The organism is Paenibacillus sp. SEL3 (assembly GCF_054602585.1).
On the sequence record NZ_CM137725.1, the window covers coordinates 5,596,460 to 5,612,175 of the forward strand.

At 47.6% G+C, this 15,716-nt stretch carries 14 protein-coding genes; 11 read left to right on the forward strand and 3 right to left on the reverse strand.

What is annotated here, in order from left to right; genetic code table 11:
- Position 1 precedes the first annotated feature (1 nt).
- From ACYCS5_RS25920 to ACYCS5_RS25970, 11 genes are all read left to right on the forward strand, one after another.
- Complete coding sequence (locus tag ACYCS5_RS25920) at positions 2–2,368, forward strand: transcription initiation factor TFIID (protein WP_069010197.1); 2,367 nt, start codon at positions 2–4, stop codon at positions 2,366–2,368.
- A 46-nt stretch (positions 2,369–2,414) separates the two neighbouring features.
- Positions 2,415–3,704, forward strand: a complete 1,290-nt coding sequence (locus tag ACYCS5_RS25925) for a vWA domain-containing protein (RefSeq protein ID WP_459760323.1) — start codon at positions 2,415–2,417, stop codon at positions 3,702–3,704.
- Between the two features lie 18 nt (positions 3,705–3,722).
- Positions 3,723–4,376, forward strand: a complete 654-nt coding sequence (locus ACYCS5_RS25930; protein ID WP_069010195.1) for a beta-mannanase — start codon at positions 3,723–3,725, stop codon at positions 4,374–4,376.
- A gap of 16 nt (positions 4,377–4,392) precedes the next feature.
- Complete coding sequence (locus tag ACYCS5_RS25935) at positions 4,393–5,658, forward strand: TRAFAC clade GTPase domain-containing protein (protein ID WP_029519150.1); 1,266 nt, start codon at positions 4,393–4,395, stop codon at positions 5,656–5,658.
- Complete coding sequence (locus ACYCS5_RS25940; protein ID WP_459760324.1) at positions 5,655–8,672, forward strand: GAP1-N2 domain-containing protein; 3,018 nt, start codon at positions 5,655–5,657, stop codon at positions 8,670–8,672. The genes ACYCS5_RS25935 and ACYCS5_RS25940 overlap by 4 nt, the downstream gene beginning before the upstream one ends.
- A 230-nt stretch (positions 8,673–8,902) precedes the next feature.
- A complete protein-coding gene (locus ACYCS5_RS25945) occupies positions 8,903–9,370 on the forward strand; it encodes a MarR family winged helix-turn-helix transcriptional regulator (RefSeq protein ID WP_029519152.1) in 468 nt (155 codons plus the stop codon).
- 93 nt (positions 9,371–9,463) lie between these two features.
- Positions 9,464–10,846 (forward strand): MFS transporter, encoded by a 1,383-nt coding sequence (locus ACYCS5_RS25950; protein ID WP_069010194.1) that lies wholly within the window; start codon positions 9,464–9,466, stop codon positions 10,844–10,846.
- An 80-nt stretch (positions 10,847–10,926) separates the two neighbouring features.
- Positions 10,927–11,496, forward strand: coding sequence for a hypothetical protein (locus tag ACYCS5_RS25955; RefSeq protein WP_029519154.1), 570 nt, complete (start codon positions 10,927–10,929; stop codon positions 11,494–11,496).
- Between the two features lie 68 nt (positions 11,497–11,564).
- Positions 11,565–11,714 carry a 50S ribosomal protein L33 gene (rpmG, locus tag ACYCS5_RS25960; protein ID WP_013310116.1) on the forward strand — a complete coding sequence of 50 codons (150 nt, stop codon included), beginning with the start codon at positions 11,565–11,567 and terminating at the stop codon, positions 11,712–11,714.
- 204 nt (positions 11,715–11,918) lie between these two features.
- The gene (locus ACYCS5_RS25965; protein ID WP_238437774.1) at positions 11,919–12,140 is read left to right on the forward strand and encodes a hypothetical protein; all 222 of its coding nucleotides are present in this window, start codon (positions 11,919–11,921) and stop codon (positions 12,138–12,140) included.
- An 84-nt stretch (positions 12,141–12,224) separates the two neighbouring features.
- Positions 12,225–12,470 (forward strand): type B 50S ribosomal protein L31, encoded by a 246-nt coding sequence (locus tag ACYCS5_RS25970; RefSeq protein WP_013310118.1) that lies wholly within the window; start codon positions 12,225–12,227, stop codon positions 12,468–12,470.
- A 111-nt stretch (positions 12,471–12,581) separates the two neighbouring features.
- Here ACYCS5_RS25970 and ACYCS5_RS25975 read toward each other — a convergent pair whose 3' ends face one another.
- The 3 genes from ACYCS5_RS25975 to ACYCS5_RS25985 are packed head-to-tail and all read right to left on the reverse strand — an operon-like array spanning position 12,582 to position 15,697.
- Positions 12,582–13,691, reverse strand: coding sequence for a CobW family GTP-binding protein (locus ACYCS5_RS25975; protein ID WP_165147228.1), 1,110 nt, complete (start codon positions 13,689–13,691; stop codon positions 12,582–12,584).
- Positions 13,692–13,709: 18 nt separating this feature from the next.
- Complete coding sequence (locus ACYCS5_RS25980) at positions 13,710–14,687, reverse strand: TIGR03943 family putative permease subunit (RefSeq protein WP_459760325.1); 978 nt, start codon at positions 14,685–14,687, stop codon at positions 13,710–13,712.
- A gap of 8 nt (positions 14,688–14,695) precedes the next feature.
- A complete protein-coding gene (locus ACYCS5_RS25985; RefSeq protein WP_029519157.1) occupies positions 14,696–15,697 on the reverse strand; it encodes a permease in 1,002 nt (333 codons plus the stop codon).
- Between the last annotated feature and the right edge of the window lie 19 nt (positions 15,698–15,716).

Genomic DNA, 15,716 nt, shown 5'->3' on the forward strand with positions numbered 1-15,716 from the left:
TATGAGAGAGCAGCTGTTACGTTATGCGGCTGACTATGCAGCCGCAGAGGACCAATTAATCGGAAGCGGGGATGGACGCAGTAGCATCCATTTCCCGTCCGTGTTTCTTTTTATCGGGGATCGCATGAACCCGGTGATGAACACCATTGCAGATATCAACCGAACCAAGTGGGATAACAGCACGGGAGTAACATATATTCAGATTCGCTCGCAGGAAGAACATGCGGCTGTAGATCGTTCGGTGGATGCTATTGTTCATACGATAGCGGTACCGGAGGAAAGTGGCCACCAAACGATACGCCGTGACTTACACCAAGCCTTTTATACACATGAATCGCAGCTAATTGAGCTTAACACCGCGTTGCGCCGGGCTAGTGGACATCTGGCAGATTACGGTCGGTTGTATTCTTCGTTCGAGCGTGTCCATTTGTCGATCTTGACAACAGCGGATGACCCCATGAACGTATTAATCCCTGAAGTTACGCTGTTGGCGGAGTATATTTTTGCGCAGTCTTTTAAATCGGTACAAATGGATCTGTATGTGTTGGTGAATGAAAGCGATCAGACTGCCCAATTTGGCTACAGTAGTGCAACGTCCGTTGCTTTCATGCGAGAGCTGGACTATATCCAGAGTCCGGAGTATACGTTTACGGCACCGCTTCATATGACCGAGGACAAATTGACCATTCCGGTATCCCATGCTCCATCGCCGTTGTTCGATCTCGTCTATGTGCTGTCCGACAAGAACGAACGCGGCGTAACGGTGCCGAATAGTCTGCGAGAAAGCTGTGACATCATTTGCCACATTCAGCTTCTTAAAAACCGTTATCAGGCAGGAGATTCCTATCGGTCACAGGATGGGGGATACAACAATACATCGTTTAAAAACAACATCATGACGGAATCCGGGCGGCAGGGTTATGTGTCGGCTGGATTTTCCCGAGTCAACCGCCCTAACCAGTCAATCGCACTTACGGTGCTGTATCACTTTTATGTGAAGCTGTTAGAGCGTATGAGAACAGAGCAGGAGTGGGACATACGCGATAAGCTGAATTATTTTGGTTTAGATGCTGCTGAGCGCGGTCGCACGCGAAATGATCTAGTTCCTGGTAATGAAGCGATCACGGACATGAGTGCACTGATGACCAGCGGAGCCAGCTACGGCTCGTTGAAGCGAATGACATTACGTGAGGCGGAGGAAGCCTTGTTTGGTCAGGGCTGCGAAGCCTTTTTCCGTGATAATTGTGAACGGATTGTGCACAAACGGTTGGGAGATTTTCAGGCGGAATCAGGTCTGCAGTTGGCTGTGAATGCAGCTGCCAAGGAATATCCTGAAATCGGATTTTTCGAGCTGACAGACTGGACGGATGAAAATAAAACAGGGAATGTGCTTACGGCTGTTCGGGGGCTGATTCGGGATACGTCCAATGACTTGCAGATTAGTGCCGCTGAACTGGATACCCTGTATAACGGGCGGGTGGAGGACCAGCCTTTTCAACGACTACCACTCATGGATAAGCATAATGTGCGCAGCTTGATCCGTTACCTGACCGAGACAGTTTACGGGCACAAGCTGCACATGCTGCGGATTCAAGCGGATTTGGAGTTACTTCGCCGCTATGAACTGGCACTAGAGAAATGGCATGCACAAGCGAAGCATATTACAGTACAGCTTGCCAGCCTGGAGCGTGAACTGCATCAAGCTGCAACGGACAGTATTCGGCAGGCCGACAGTTACACAGGTCAAAACCTGTTCGAGTATTACGAGCGTGTGACAGAGGATGTCATGCGCGAGCTGGAAAGCAAGCGGGGAAAATCTATATTCTTTGATACCCGGCATATGGGGCCTGTATCCGGATTGCTGGACGGGGGTCTGTCCGCATTGGTGGATCGACTTACGCAGACCTGTCGTACCTTGATTCTCAGTTCACAGCCGTTTAATCAGACCTTCGAAGAAGAATTATTGCGGCGTGCGAATGTAGCTGCTGCATATGAAAATCGGCTGGTCGTTCCGAAGGATGAGCTGTTTAGAAAACTGTATCAAACGTTAGAGGAACATGGCGGAATTAACGTACGTTTGCTCGACTATACCCATGAGCATCGGTATGAAGAAAAGTACTTCTTTGGTGACTACGAAGGCGAATTTCTTCCTTATGCGATGGATGTGGACATTACTTCGCGTATTTACAAACTGGGTTTTGTGCATGAGCGTCGCAGTAGCGGGGTGGAAAAACTGCATTTGATGGGCGGCTTCCATCTGGAGGATCTGATGGTTTACCGCAACGGCAAAACGTATTATGAGACATATACTGCGAATGGTTTCGTGTTTCACGGAATCGACGTGGACCGGTTGCCGGAATTGCGGTAGCCACATATTCATCCTACTTTATTGATGGAAGGAAGCAACGATTCTTATGAAGCAGCGTAAATTTAACGTTCTCCTATTACTGTTCGGCTTGCTGGGCGCTGTAGTAGGCTTCATCTTGGGAGAGCTTATTCTTCACAAATTGATAGGGCACTGGCCGCATATCGTCGTGATCGGGCTGTATTTTGGCATCATGGCCCTGTGCATTGGCCTAGGCTGTCTGATTGGCGAACTGATTTCGCCACAGTTAAATGGACATTCATGGCGGCAGCGCTACTCCGGGTTATCCTGGAAGTTACTGGTGCCTGCTACGTTGGTGATGTTGTTCGTGGCAGGTCTGCTATTGGAGTTGGGCTATCAGGTTAACCCTGAAGGGCGCAAGAGCGTACAGGACCTCGTACTTGTGATTGATAATTCCGGAAGTATGCAACAAACAGATCCTGATAATGAACGCCTAACGGCTGCCAAGAGTCTGATTGCCCAAATGGATGGAGACAAGCGGGTAGCCATTGTTTCATTTGAATCTGCTGCGCAGTTGGTTCAGCCATTTACTCCCATTGGCACAGATGCAGAGAAGCAAGCGGTATATTCTAAAATCGATAGTATGCAAACTATAATGTCAGGCGGTACAGAGATCGGGCTTGCTTTGGACGAGACGATCAAGGAGATTGAAACCCAAGGCAATGCGGAAAAAGGTTCTCTCGTTATTATGCTCTCTGATGGTTTTAGCGATCTGGATACCCAGACAGCATTGGCTCCTTATATCGCCCGCCAGATTCCGATTAATACGATCGGGCTGAAACTGGCAGAGTCGGATGGTATAGCCTTATTGCAAAATATTGCTAACCTGACAGGTGGAACTTATTCTAATGTAGCCAATGCCCAAGGACTTACTCAGGCGTTCGGTAAAATATATAACAAAATCGGTGATCGCACACTGGTAACGGAGCGGACAGGTGAATATGCCGACAGTCTGTATTTTGCCATTTATCGTGTAACGGCTCTGGTCATTATCGGCGCTCTATTGGGATTAGCTCTTGGGCTGATGTTCGATAACCGTTTTCTTGCACGGAATTTCGCCATTGGTGGAGTCCCGGCAGGCTTGCTCGCTGGCTTTATTTTGGAAAAAGGATTATCTGGATCGCCTATAGGCGACTTGATGATTCGTTTGTTGGCAGCGCTCGTACTGGCAGCCCTTATTGCTGTCTTTTCGCTTGTTCTGCCGATTGCGGAAAATACTCGCCGATCTTCCGGTGGAGGAAGTCAGGGTGAGTCGTCAGGACGCCGAAGAGGGGCACCGGAAGCCCCGACGCGCAATCGACGCAGCAGTGGATTTTAGAACGGGAGGCTGGAACTTATGCAGTATAGGGAAGCACAGCCCGGTGATCCTATTATTTCGGAGCTGAGCCACAAAATTGATGACAACCGGGTTGTGTTACGCTGGCAGTGGCCTGAGGGCGCAGCCGTGGTATATATTGCGAAGCAATCAGCCGATGCAGGTGTGAATGGGCAAAATAAAGGTGAAGTTTTACCGCCTTTTTCAAGCCTAAAACTTTTTACACGCGAGGAGTATAAGGCTGCTGGCAGCTATCGTGACCGAATTGAAGGCATTGGACGCGTGCGGTATACCGTGTATCCGGCTGTTCGGGAGGATGGAGACACTTACGTGATCCGTCAGCAAGACGGAGCCAACCAACTGGAGTTGAGCACCGGAAGGGCTAAAATCAGATATGCGGTTCACCATAAAAAAGGCTGGTTTCGCAGCCGCAAAACCGTCCAAATTCAGGTGACAGCCGAAGTTCCTGTCCCGCAGGAGGCGCTTTGCTACGTGAAGAAGCGTGGGGGCTATCCCGCAGATCGGGACGATGGAACCTTGTATCCGTTCACAGCACCTTTTGTTGCGGGACGGAATGTTTTACCCGCTGTTGAAGTGGGGGGAGATGAATATGTGCGGCTGTTTTTTACGGACGGCCAGAAATATGGCACGGTATATGAATTAGTTCCTGAATGAAAGGAGGCCGCAACCGATGAGTTTTCTTAGCAATTTATTCAGAAGAAAGCCACAGGCAGCGCCAAGGCCGTTATTTTATGATATTGTGTGCCCTTATTGCTTTAGTAAATTCTCCCCGGAGGAAGTAGTATTCCGTGCTTCTCATCACCGTGAAGATGACGAGGACTACGCTTTGGGTGAAGATGAGCTGTTGAACAAATATCGGGAGCGTTTTGGCTTGGACAGTGTGCATGATATGGAGGCGATTTTACATCCCCTTGATGTTCCTGAGGAACATCGATTGTATTCTGATCATGTACTGACAGGACTGACCGACCGTTATGGCGAGCTGACGCGTCACCGACTGTGCCCGCACTGCCATAACGAGTTGCCCGTGACTGCGGGTAAGGTGCCTAGCAATATCATTTCGATTATTGGAGCTTCGCAGGCAGGGAAATCTGTTTATATGACCTCCCTGATTCACACGCTGCAACATGTTACGGCCGATCATTTTGACGCGGCTTGCATGCCACTCAATGCAGAGATCAGCCGAAAGTTCCGCACTATGTATGAGGAACCCTTATTTGAAAGAGGCGATCTGCTTACATCGACACAAAAAGAAAAGATGCAGGAGCCTTTTATCTTCCAGTTCGTATTTAAGGATGAGGAAAAGCCGCCACTGACGCTAGTGTTTTTTGATGTCGCCGGTGAGGGAATGGTAGATCAGGACTATCTGGGACTGCATGGACAGCATATTAAGAATTCTGCAGGTATTCTCTTTATGGTCGATCCACTACAAATCCGCTCTATTCGGGAGCGCATTAAGATTAACCTTGGCGATAAGCCGGGTGAGTGGGTCTCACAATATGATGAACCGCGTGACGTTGTACTTACGATGTTCGGTGATTTTATCGCCTATCAGGAAAAAGGGAAAACGGACATTCCGACCGCTGTCGTCCTGACCAAAAGTGATATGCTTACTGCGTTGGCAGATGAAGAAGGCACATACATCAAGACGAACAGCAATATTTTTAATCCGATGGAGCATCGCAAATATATGGATTTGGATGAGTTTGCGAACATTGATGGCGAAGTTCGGCGCTTCATCGAAAAGGTGGATAAACCGTTCAAGGGCACGATGGATGTATATTTTACGGATACGGCCTATTTCGCGGTTTCCGCGCTGGGTAGCAATCCGGTGGAGCAAAAGCTGCAAGGGTTGGTTAGTCCGATCCGTGTGGATGAGCCATTTATTTGGCTGCTTTATAAGTTGAAGTACATTGAGGGGAGAGAATCACAGTGAGTTATGCTACCTCTCATTTGATACAACAGCAGATGTACACACGGGAACGGCGTGGTATTTTCCGTTCTACGGAAGGCTTCGATACAGTGGCTAATTCCAAAGGATTGGATGCTTCTTTTATTAAAAAGGTGCTGCATCCCTTATGTGTATATGATGCGCCTGCTGCTTTGACGGCGCGCGGCGAGAAACAGGAAAGTGTCTATCCGGAAGCCATACATCTGGTACGGACGGAGTCCGGGGATGTAGTACTTGGCCGCAGTATTTATAAGGCTGCGGATTTTACTGGGCTACGAAGCGCCCTTTTCACGCACAACTATGTGATTCCAGCCGGACATGGTGAATCTCCGTCTGATTATAAGCAGTGGCTGAACACCTCCTTTGTTGATACTTATGATATTGAGCAGGGAACGGATTTGCCGGAATTGGAGCGTCTACCAGGTGGAAGTGTATTTCCGGCTGTTGACCCGTCTACAGTGCTGGCTCAATTGCAGCTGAGCGAAGAAGTGTTCAAACAGCTTTTATACGCAGTCATGATGTCCGCAGCGGGTCGCAAAAAGGTATACGTAGCGCTGAATGTTCCTGTAGAAGCGGTCGGATCTTCAGCCAAGCAACTGCTGGGTGTGTTATATGCAGCACTGCCTTATGCATTTCGCAACAGACTCGGATTTCTTACATATGCACAGGAACCAAACAGCAGAAAAGGCATTCACTTGATGTTTGTTGAGCCTTTTAGTTTGCGTCCCGGTGATCGGAATGTAGAAAAGGACTTTGTATTTGACCTGTCTAATCATAGTCGAATACTTAATGTGGATGCAGAGCAGGTGAGACAGCCGTATTTTGACTGGATCGTCCGTACGTTGTTGAATGGTGAGACGCCGGACGATTTCTTCAAATTTGCCGAGCAAATGCTGACAGGTATGGAGGCCGGGCGTGATTTGACGCCATCCAGCTATCATGAGCTAATTACGTTGTACAGAATTGAGCAGGGAGAGCGGGCATTATACAACGAACAACGAATCACTGTGTTACGAAGCCAGACTGATTATTTATCGCCACCCGATGCGCTGCCACGTAAAATGAGGCTGAATGATCTGTTTCTGTCGTTCTTTGATCATGAATTTGATCGGGTGAAGGATGGATATATTCCGGATGTAGGCCTGGTAGATAGTTTCAAGGACTATTATAAAGTTCATGCACGCAGCAGCGAAAATCGGTTGGTGGAATATTTAATCCGTTCGCTAAACAATGCTTATACTGCCAGAAATACGGAAGCAGTCACGTATATTTATCATACAATTGAAGAGAATCCATCATTAGGCAAGGCATATTTTACGAAAGTGTTGGGTAATCCGGCACTGACAAAAATGCTGTTCATTCCCTACATGGACAGTCAGATGAAAAGAACACCGGATGCCAAGGGGCTGCTGGCTGTTGTGCACGAATGGGGCAGTAGGTATATCGAAGTGTCGGCGAATGCCGATTTTCAGCTTTTGGCAGAATCTGCACTGATGGGCCGACTGCGTGCGGAAAGAAAACCAGTAGAGGCTGTGGCTGCCATTCACCAACGCTTGTGTCAATGGGACAGCAACTCTGCCGTAGGCAAACTGTCCCCGCTGGAGCAATCTGGATTGACAGAACGCTTGCAGGAAGCGTCGGATCGGTATTTACTTACCGAAGTAGAGCTAAAGGAAATATCACCCGATCAGGTCGTACAGATTCCTTTTTTCACACGGCCCGATTTGGTGCAGTGGGTTGGAAAGCTGCCTGCTCCTCTTAAGGGACAAGCTGTGCGATTAGTTGCGGCTTATGATTGGTTTAACACGGAGGACCCGGAACCGTCGGTGCTGGACGGTCTGGAGCCCGGCGAAGTAGAAAAGGTACAGGATTGGGCTTACAGCTGGCTGCCCCAGCAGCTTGCGGAAGGCCATTTTGCCCGTCTGTTGCCTGCCTTTTATCGTTCTGACGGGCCGGGAGAGGGAATATTGGATTTCGCTCGCCTGGTCAGTTCGATTCGCAAATGGGCAAAGGATAACGATACGATGTACCGCTTTATCCGATGGTCGGAGGAACACCCTGAGTTTGCTACTCCACGCGGCGGTTTTGAACCATCCTACAGACGTGCGCTACTTCTATTCTTCCAAAAGGAAGGACGAGAGGGACTGCATAAAAAAACGCTGTGGCGTCAATATTTTGAACCTGCAAAGCCTGTCTTTAAAAATTTCTATCTGGCAGCAAAGCGTGAGACGGACACGCCTCTGGTCAAAACGCTTCGTCGTTTCCGTAAAGGTGGGGTGATTTCCGGGATCGTGCTGATTGTCATTGCAGGTACGCTAGGCGGCCTGAAAGCAACCGGGGTGATCGGATCTGCTGACACACCTGCGCCTGTTGCCACTCCGAAGCCTGTACAACAACAGCCTGTAGAGCCTACAGTGCCCGTAAAAAAGGAGCCTACGGCGATAGTGACACATGTGCCTAATACCAAGTCCACTACGAAAATGGTCAAGCTGTTGTTTGCGTTTCAGACATCGACAGAGCAGGCAGAATTTAAGCCGAAGAAGCTCGTCATTGTCGGTGCGGATCAGCAGGAGCACTTATACGAAAATTTTACACTTGCTGAACAGAACGACAAGGAAGCAGCCAGTAAGGCGAACAATGATCCATCCGGTGATGTAAACACTGGGAGCGCCACTACAAAAAGCACGACAGCAGATGGACAATCCACGGACAATGGTTCCACAGCTCGTGGGGGTACATCCAGTGGAAAAAGTGGTGATCAATCTGGAGCAGTGACTGGCAACACGGACGGAGGCTTGACTTCGGAGATTACTACTGAGGGTAGTGGCAATGGAGCAAATACAGACACAGACACTGACACACCATCGGAGTATGATCTGAAGAAGTATCCTTATCGTACGCTATTGACCCTTTGGCAGCGGTTGGAACTGAATGATGCTAGCACGGTTACCGTTGATGGAGAAGAATATCCGCTAGTTCAAGTGAAAACTGCGGACTAAGCAACTATAAAACAGAAATGAATGATGACTGAAGTAAAAGACGGGTTTCCTTCAAAGGACTCGTCTTTTATTGTGCCTATATTTCCATAAAGGATGAATTTGTAATTCAAAATTAACCCTATCTAATAAAGCATCATGTTACGAAAGTATTGACACTAAGTAGACAGCTGATTAAAATTAGTTGGAATTCAAACTATTAAAATTAGATAGATATGGAGGTTCGTAGTGAGATGGGAAGCGAGGTGTATCCCGTTTGTCTTCCTTGGGAGGAAGAGAGCACGATGTATTTAATTAAATGGATTTTCACTACCGTCCGGCGCGAAATTGAAATAGCACTGCGCCCTTTGGGGCTCACCTCCCCACAATCGCAGACGCTCTATATACTGGCGATGTCGCCTGGAGTCACCAATACGGATTTGGAAAAGCTATTGCTTATTGATAAATCAAGCGTTACTAGCCTGGTTAACGGGATCGTTAAGAAAAACTGGGCAGTACGCAAAAGTCACCCGGAAGATGCACGCATGAAGCAAATCTATTTGACTGAGGAAGGCTTGAAGATTCACAAGGTAGCTGAACGTACTATTGAGGCAATTAAAAGCTCGGTAGGGGAAACGTTATCTGTCGGAGAATCGGAGACGCTGCGCGGCCTGCTTAAAAAAATTCTCCGCGACTACCACCCTGCGGACGCCCGTGCATGAGCGAATATATAGAGATTTTACCCGGATAGGGGTATTCAAAAGCAGTGAATTACGATCTTAGATAAGAGGTTTACAGGAGAGGGAGACAACCAAATGATAAATGAACAAACTTATCCGAATGCGGATAAGCTTATGCGTGTGCTAGCTTTCACACTTGTTTTTTCAGTGATGAACGCTTTTATGTTTAATGTCGTTATGCCTGTGATTCGAGAGGAGTTTCATATTAGTGCTTCCGATGTAAGTTGGTTGCTGACTGGCTATATGATCGTGTATGCGGTTGGCTCGGTGACCTACGGCAAATTGGCAGATAAATATCGTCTTAAGGATTTGCTGACGTTTGGGATTATCTTTTTTGCACTGGGTTCGCTTATTGGACTGTTGGCCAATCAATTTTGGATGCTCATTGTAGCTCGTTTGCTTCAGGCTGCAGGGGCTGCTGTTATTCCGGCCACTGCTATGATCGTCCCAGTCCGTTATTTCTCGGCTGAAAAAAGAGGACGTGCTTTGGGCGTCACAGCAATCGGCTTGGCGTTAGGTACTGCACTGGCTCCGATTATTTCCGGTTTGATCACAGGCTTTGCAAGCTGGCGTTTTTTGTTCGTCATTTCCATGCTGCCACTGATCGCATTGCCGTTCTTTCGTAAATATTTGGACGATCAGCGTGGAGAGGATCAGAAGTTCGATTTTCTTGGTGGATTATTGCTGGGTGGAACAGTAGCCTTCTTATTACTTTCGATTTCGCAAACCAATATGATGTTTTTTCTGGTCGGTATGGTGCTGTTTGCACTGTTTATATGGCGCATTAACACTGCACATGACCCATTCATCCAGCCGAAGCTGTTCCGTAACAAACAATATTCATACGGGCTCCTTATCGCTTTTTTAGGGACGGGGATTAGCTTTGGATTGCCGTACTTGGCACCGCAGTTTCTGAACAGTCTCAATCAGCTTACGCCCGCAATAATTGGACTGGTTATGTTTCCGGCTGCTATTGCTTCGGCTCTATTGGGTAAAAGAGGGGGGCGTTTGGCGGATAGCAAAGGAAATTCGTTTCTCGTCTATACAGCTGTATCGCTTTTGTTTATTTGTTTTATCAGCTTGTCTACGTTTGTGGGTGCGTCTCCGTATCTGATTTTGTTTTTGCTTATTTTCGGAAACGTAGGTCAGACCTTCATGCAAATTGCCATGTCCAACACGATTTCTCGTACCTTGTCGAAAGACCAGATTGGTGTTGGAATGGGGCTGCTATCTCTGCTGAATTTCATTGCCGGAGCGATTACGACAAGTATCTTGGGCAAAACGCTAGATAGTTCGTCGTCCTTTCATCTGAATCCTGTCGTATCTAATGTGCAGGTGTTCAACTTTAGCAATATTTTTACGGTGCTTGCACTGATTGCGCTTGTGACGATGGGACTTTATGCGTTGCAATTCCGAAGGGGTCCACGCGGTAATACGCCTGCTGTTGAACAAGGATAAACATTTGATGTAACCTCATGCCAAAACAAGGGTATAATATAGAAGGAAAAGTTCATCTATGGAAGGACGGAGTGTCCGGCATGACAAGAAACCTTCAATATGTACCCTATGGTTATGAGCCTCCGATCGAGACGCATAAAGGGACCATGGTCTACTATGATACGTTCGAGCAGATTACAGCCAGAGAGCTGGAGCTTTTTGCCGAAACGGGGGCTGCATTATCTTTTACAAAGCTGGTGCTGTATCCGCTGCATGAAGAAACCGTCAGAAGAATGTGGAAGCAGCCGGTACGTTCGTATTACAAGCGGGTGGACGAGCTGGGAGAGTGGCAGCGGGAGCAGGCTTTGAGTGCTGTTGTCATTGAGAGCTGGGAAGGTAAGCGTAAAAAGTATACGCCGATTGAAGCAGCTATTCGTTTTTTGGCGGAAAAGTATACGACCCCACTTTTTTTGTACATGAGTCCTGAAATGGCAAATTTGTGCGCTTCCTATGCATCGTTTGGAGAATGGATTAGAAATGTCAGATTGGTGCTTTCGAGCGAACCACTACAACTTCATCCGAAGCTTGCACAGTACCGTAATCGCTGGAACACGGTAGAAGAAGCGATAAACCGTGACTCTAAGGTTGACAAAGCGGAGCATGAATTATAGAATAAAAATAATCGTAAAAATTACTATTGTAATTGTATACCATGTATTCCAATTAAGGAGGAAGAGAAATGCGCGTAATTGTTACCTTGGCATGCACCGAATCCGGTGACCGCAACTATACAACAACTAAGAACAAAAGAAATCATCCGGACCGTCTTGAAATGAAAAAATACTCTCCGCGTCTGAAAAAGTACACGATCCATCGTGAAACTAGATAATTTGAGGCCTGCTGTATAGCAACCTGAATTATCCTGCTTCCTGAGCGAAGCCTGTTAAGTTTGCAAAAGCCTGCGTTATGGAACCGGCGAAAACTTGAATTAGTCCAGTGGACAGAGCGTCTAAAGTTAAAGCTTGCATCTAAGAGAACGGCTTTTTTTCACGGCTGTATGATAGATGCTGAGCTACATGGCACGCTTTGCCTTTTGAATCGAAAGCACGTGGCTACCGACTTCTCCTGTGCTGGTGTCAGCATTTGGGACGAGCCGGAGGACCATTCACTATATGCTTATATAACGATGAAGGCTGACGAAAGATCCGGAGCGTTCGTGCAATGGGCGATGCGATATATGCGGCATCGTTTGCTTGTCGTTTACGAGCTTGAGCGCCAACCGTTAAGGTCTGTCGTCTTTTTTTCTGGGACATAACCGTTCCTTTTGCCAACTGATGGAGTATTGCGCCAGTACGTTTGAGGTTGAAACTAAAACTACATGAAAGATTAGGTGAAACTAATGAAAAAAGATATTCATCCAACATTGAACAAAGTTATCTTTTTGGACCCTAGCTGTGGATTTACTTTCCTGAGTGCTTCCACTAAATATTCGCAAGAAACGATGGAATGGGAAGATGGTAACACATACCCAGTTATCCGTGTAGATACTAGCTCCGCTTCCCACCCGTTCTTCACTGGTAAACAAAGAAACGTGGATATCGGTGGCCGTGTGGATCGCTTTAACAAAAAATATAACCTTAAGTAAGAACAGTCGAGCGTTGTGTTCATGGATTATGCTTATAATCCGTGAACATCGCTTTTTAAAAAACCTCCTGCATCTGCAGGAGGTTTTTTTGTCTTAATTTAGACCTGTTATTTATAGCGAAATGAAGCACTGTTCCCATTGGTCGGTAATGGATGCTTTGTCGAGCTGCTCCCCAATGAGCGTGACATATCCCTGACTCACGGGAAGTGCAGTAGGCTGCCACTCCAAGTGATTTCCTGAAAATTGCAAAAGCATTGTCCCTTCCTGAGGAAGCACGCAATAACCTTTCGCTCGAAGCAGAGAGGAGCCTAGCCCTGTCAGAAAGCGCTCCAATCGTTGTTTTTCGAGTGGCTGAGGAGAATATTGATGCAGCGTTAAGCTCTCCAAATGGGAAAACGAGTGGGTCTGGTTGGGATCGTGGCTGTGGCTATGACTGTGTGCAGAAATAACTTTGAACGGCGTACTTATAGAGGTAATACTGGGTCGTCCGGAACTTTTGACGGGAATGGGGACAGACAGTGCATCTGCATCAGTGGGCTGGACCTGTGCAGGTGCTGGTTGAGGTGTCTGTACAGGTTTCGCGGCAACGGATGTGGAGGCCAGAACAGGCTCTAGCAGTGGTTCAAGGTCAACCCGGCTATATTCAGTAGTTTGCAGCTTGGCCGTATCGTTGAGCTTGCGGATGCTTTTGACGACCCTCGTCACTTCACGGCTGCTTGCTGCATCCGTCTTGTTCACCACAATGAAGTTTGCGGTGCGCAGTTGTCCGTGCAGGGTGCGAACCAGTTCTTTATCAGCCGTAAAACGGCTATTGTATTCATGGAACAGCTCAGCATCCACAACACTGATGCTGTGAACCAGATAAAGCTGATCTGCCAGTAGAGGGGAGCGAAGCTCCTCCAGTACTTGTTCGGGGTTGGCTACCCCGGTGGTCTCCATGAAGATCAGATCTGGCTCCTGGCTGAGCAGGGTATGCAAAGCCCCTGCCAGTTCATTTCTTTTGCTGCAACAAATGCAGCCTTCTAGCAATCCTTCTACTGTTACGTCAGGCATTTCCTCTGAAATTATAGCGCTGTCTACATTATATTCACCCATTTCGTTCATTAAAACAACAGCACGAAGGGGAATTTGGCGGGTATGGGCTAACAGGCGCAAAAGCAGTGTTGTTTTGCCGCTTCCAAGAAAACCACTGATTAAAATAACAGGAACTTTGTTCATCATTTTTCCTCCTTGGCGGGGTTAGTGTGTTGTGTTCAAGCGATCAAAGGTAGCTACCGAGTCTGCTTGGGTATAGACATAAGGGGATTCTGGCTGCTCGACAGCGGTTATTTTTTCGGATCGAATTTCAAGTACGGGAGCGTTTCCCTTTTGTGCGGTATGCAGTGTTCCTTCAATGGTCACCCAGGTATCCTTGTCAAAGGACGGGGCTTTCTGGGATTGGACGATGATCCCGAAGGGCATGGCATCGGCAGTACAGCACTTGACGAGGAATCTTCCTACTGCAAAAAGCCCTTTACCCGGCAGATTGTCGTCTTTATACACAAAGCCAGTCACCTGTACTTTTTTTCCTTCAAAAGCTTGTTTATATAATTCAATGGCTCCAATAGTTTCGGAAAAAATCTCTGGCTTGATCTGTATGATAGGTTGCTGATACAGGCGTTTCGCCAGTTCGGCGAATTCCACATTGTACTTATCAGGCGGAACGAACAGCTTATCCAGCGTTTCCTGACTCCATTTCCCCTCTGGAGGGGGCGAAGTGGGGACAGAAGATGCAGTTGATAAAAGGGAGGAGGTGGATGCTTTCGTGGTCTGTGTATCTGTTTTCCGTCGGATGTCCGGGTTGGGATACGTGAAGGACATGCCTTTTTTGGCGGCCATATCACTACCAAGTGCCTGATTGGGCAGCAAAGAACCGAATAGGAGCGGAATGAGCAGCATTCCATATACGAGTGTTTTTTTGAACCAGCTTTGCGGCAACGGGTGCTCACAATCACATACATCCTCACCGTCCCGCCCCCCAACGATTCCGTGCCATGCCATCGCCAATGCGATGAACAAGAGGGGTACAGGACAGAGTAGGAGTAGCTTTTGCATATGGGGAGCTAGGTAGTAATGAAGTGCATTCGTGCGGCTTAATGAGATGATGTATACAGCCAATCCGATCATGAGCAAGGAGCGAATGCCATATTGCCAGCGGATGCTAAAGGTTGAATTCACGTTTGTATTCACCTCCCCAATAACCATTCAGCAGCTATAGAACCCACTAGAACAAGTGAAACAATGAGCAAGGCCAGGATGGCGACAAATTTGGTGCGGAAGGTGCTTAGTAGCATGAGCGTGCCTTTGAAATCTAGCATCGGACCAAGTACAAGAAAGGCCGCCAGTGGACCCAGTGTAAAGGTATGTGAAAAAGCAGTGGCTACAAAGGCATCAGAGGTGGAACACAGCGACAGTATGTAGGCAAAACCCATCATAAAGGCGTACGATCCGACCGTTCCTTCACTTAACGAAAGCATCTCATTACGTGGGATGAAGGTTTGGATGCAGGCTGTCAATAATGCGCCGATAATGAGATATTTACTCATGTCCAAAAACTCGTCCCCAGCATGTACAAAAAATCCCCGCCATGTGCGATTATGCCGATGAGTCTGATTGTTCTGCTTTTGCTGGTTAAAAGAGAGTAACGACCGTTTGAGCGGATGTACTCGCACAAAGGCATACACGATAAGTCCGATGATCGCGGAAACGGTAAAAGCCAAACCCGTTCGAACGGCAGTGACCTCGGGATGGGAAGGGAAAGCCATCATCGTCGCAGCCAGTACCACGGGATTGATAATGGGCCCGCTTAAAATAAAAGTGATACCCATATAGGCAGGCATTCCCTTGAGCATTAATTGGCGAACGACAGGGATCATGCCGCATTCACAGATGGGAAACAGTATACCTAGTAAGGAGGCCAGCAGGACACCCGGTACAGGATGTGCAGGCGCTATTTTGCGAATCCATGTCTCCGGTACAAGCCACTGCAAAAGGGATGAGACGAGCACACCGATAAGGAGAAACGGAACAGCTTCCAGAAAAATACCCATAAATACCGTTTTTAATGGCTGCAGCTGCCCCACATCTAACAAACGAAGCCACTGGGGAGATAGCGTGACAAGCACAGGGATGAGAAAGGCAAACGGAATCATAAAAGGCAGCATCTTCAACAGCGTACTGTTTTTCATTCCACGTCTCCTTGGGAAT

What these genes read in the sequence shown, in the direction of transcription:
- ACYCS5_RS25920 (WP_069010197.1), top strand. Translation starts at nt 2, where the DNA reads ATGAGAGAGCAGCTGTTACGTTATGCGGCTGACTATGCAGCCGCAGAG.
- ACYCS5_RS25925 (WP_459760323.1), top strand. Translation starts at nt 2,415, where the DNA reads ATGAAGCAGCGTAAATTTAACGTTCTCCTATTACTGTTCGGCTTGCTG.
- ACYCS5_RS25930 (WP_069010195.1), top strand. Translation starts at nt 3,723, where the DNA reads ATGCAGTATAGGGAAGCACAGCCCGGTGATCCTATTATTTCGGAGCTG.
- ACYCS5_RS25935 (WP_029519150.1), top strand. Translation starts at nt 4,393, where the DNA reads ATGAGTTTTCTTAGCAATTTATTCAGAAGAAAGCCACAGGCAGCGCCA.
- ACYCS5_RS25945 (WP_029519152.1), top strand. Translation starts at nt 8,903, where the DNA reads ATGGGAAGCGAGGTGTATCCCGTTTGTCTTCCTTGGGAGGAAGAGAGC.
- ACYCS5_RS25950 (WP_069010194.1), top strand. Translation starts at nt 9,464, where the DNA reads ATGATAAATGAACAAACTTATCCGAATGCGGATAAGCTTATGCGTGTG.
- ACYCS5_RS25955 (WP_029519154.1), top strand. Translation starts at nt 10,927, where the DNA reads ATGACAAGAAACCTTCAATATGTACCCTATGGTTATGAGCCTCCGATC.
- rpmG (WP_013310116.1), top strand. Translation starts at nt 11,565, where the DNA reads ATGCGCGTAATTGTTACCTTGGCATGCACCGAATCCGGTGACCGCAAC.
- ACYCS5_RS25970 (WP_013310118.1), top strand. Translation starts at nt 12,225, where the DNA reads ATGAAAAAAGATATTCATCCAACATTGAACAAAGTTATCTTTTTGGAC.
- ACYCS5_RS25975 (WP_165147228.1), bottom strand. Translation starts at nt 13,691, where the DNA reads ATGATGAACAAAGTTCCTGTTATTTTAATCAGTGGTTTTCTTGGAAGC.
- ACYCS5_RS25985 (WP_029519157.1), bottom strand. Translation starts at nt 15,697, where the DNA reads ATGAAAAACAGTACGCTGTTGAAGATGCTGCCTTTTATGATTCCGTTT.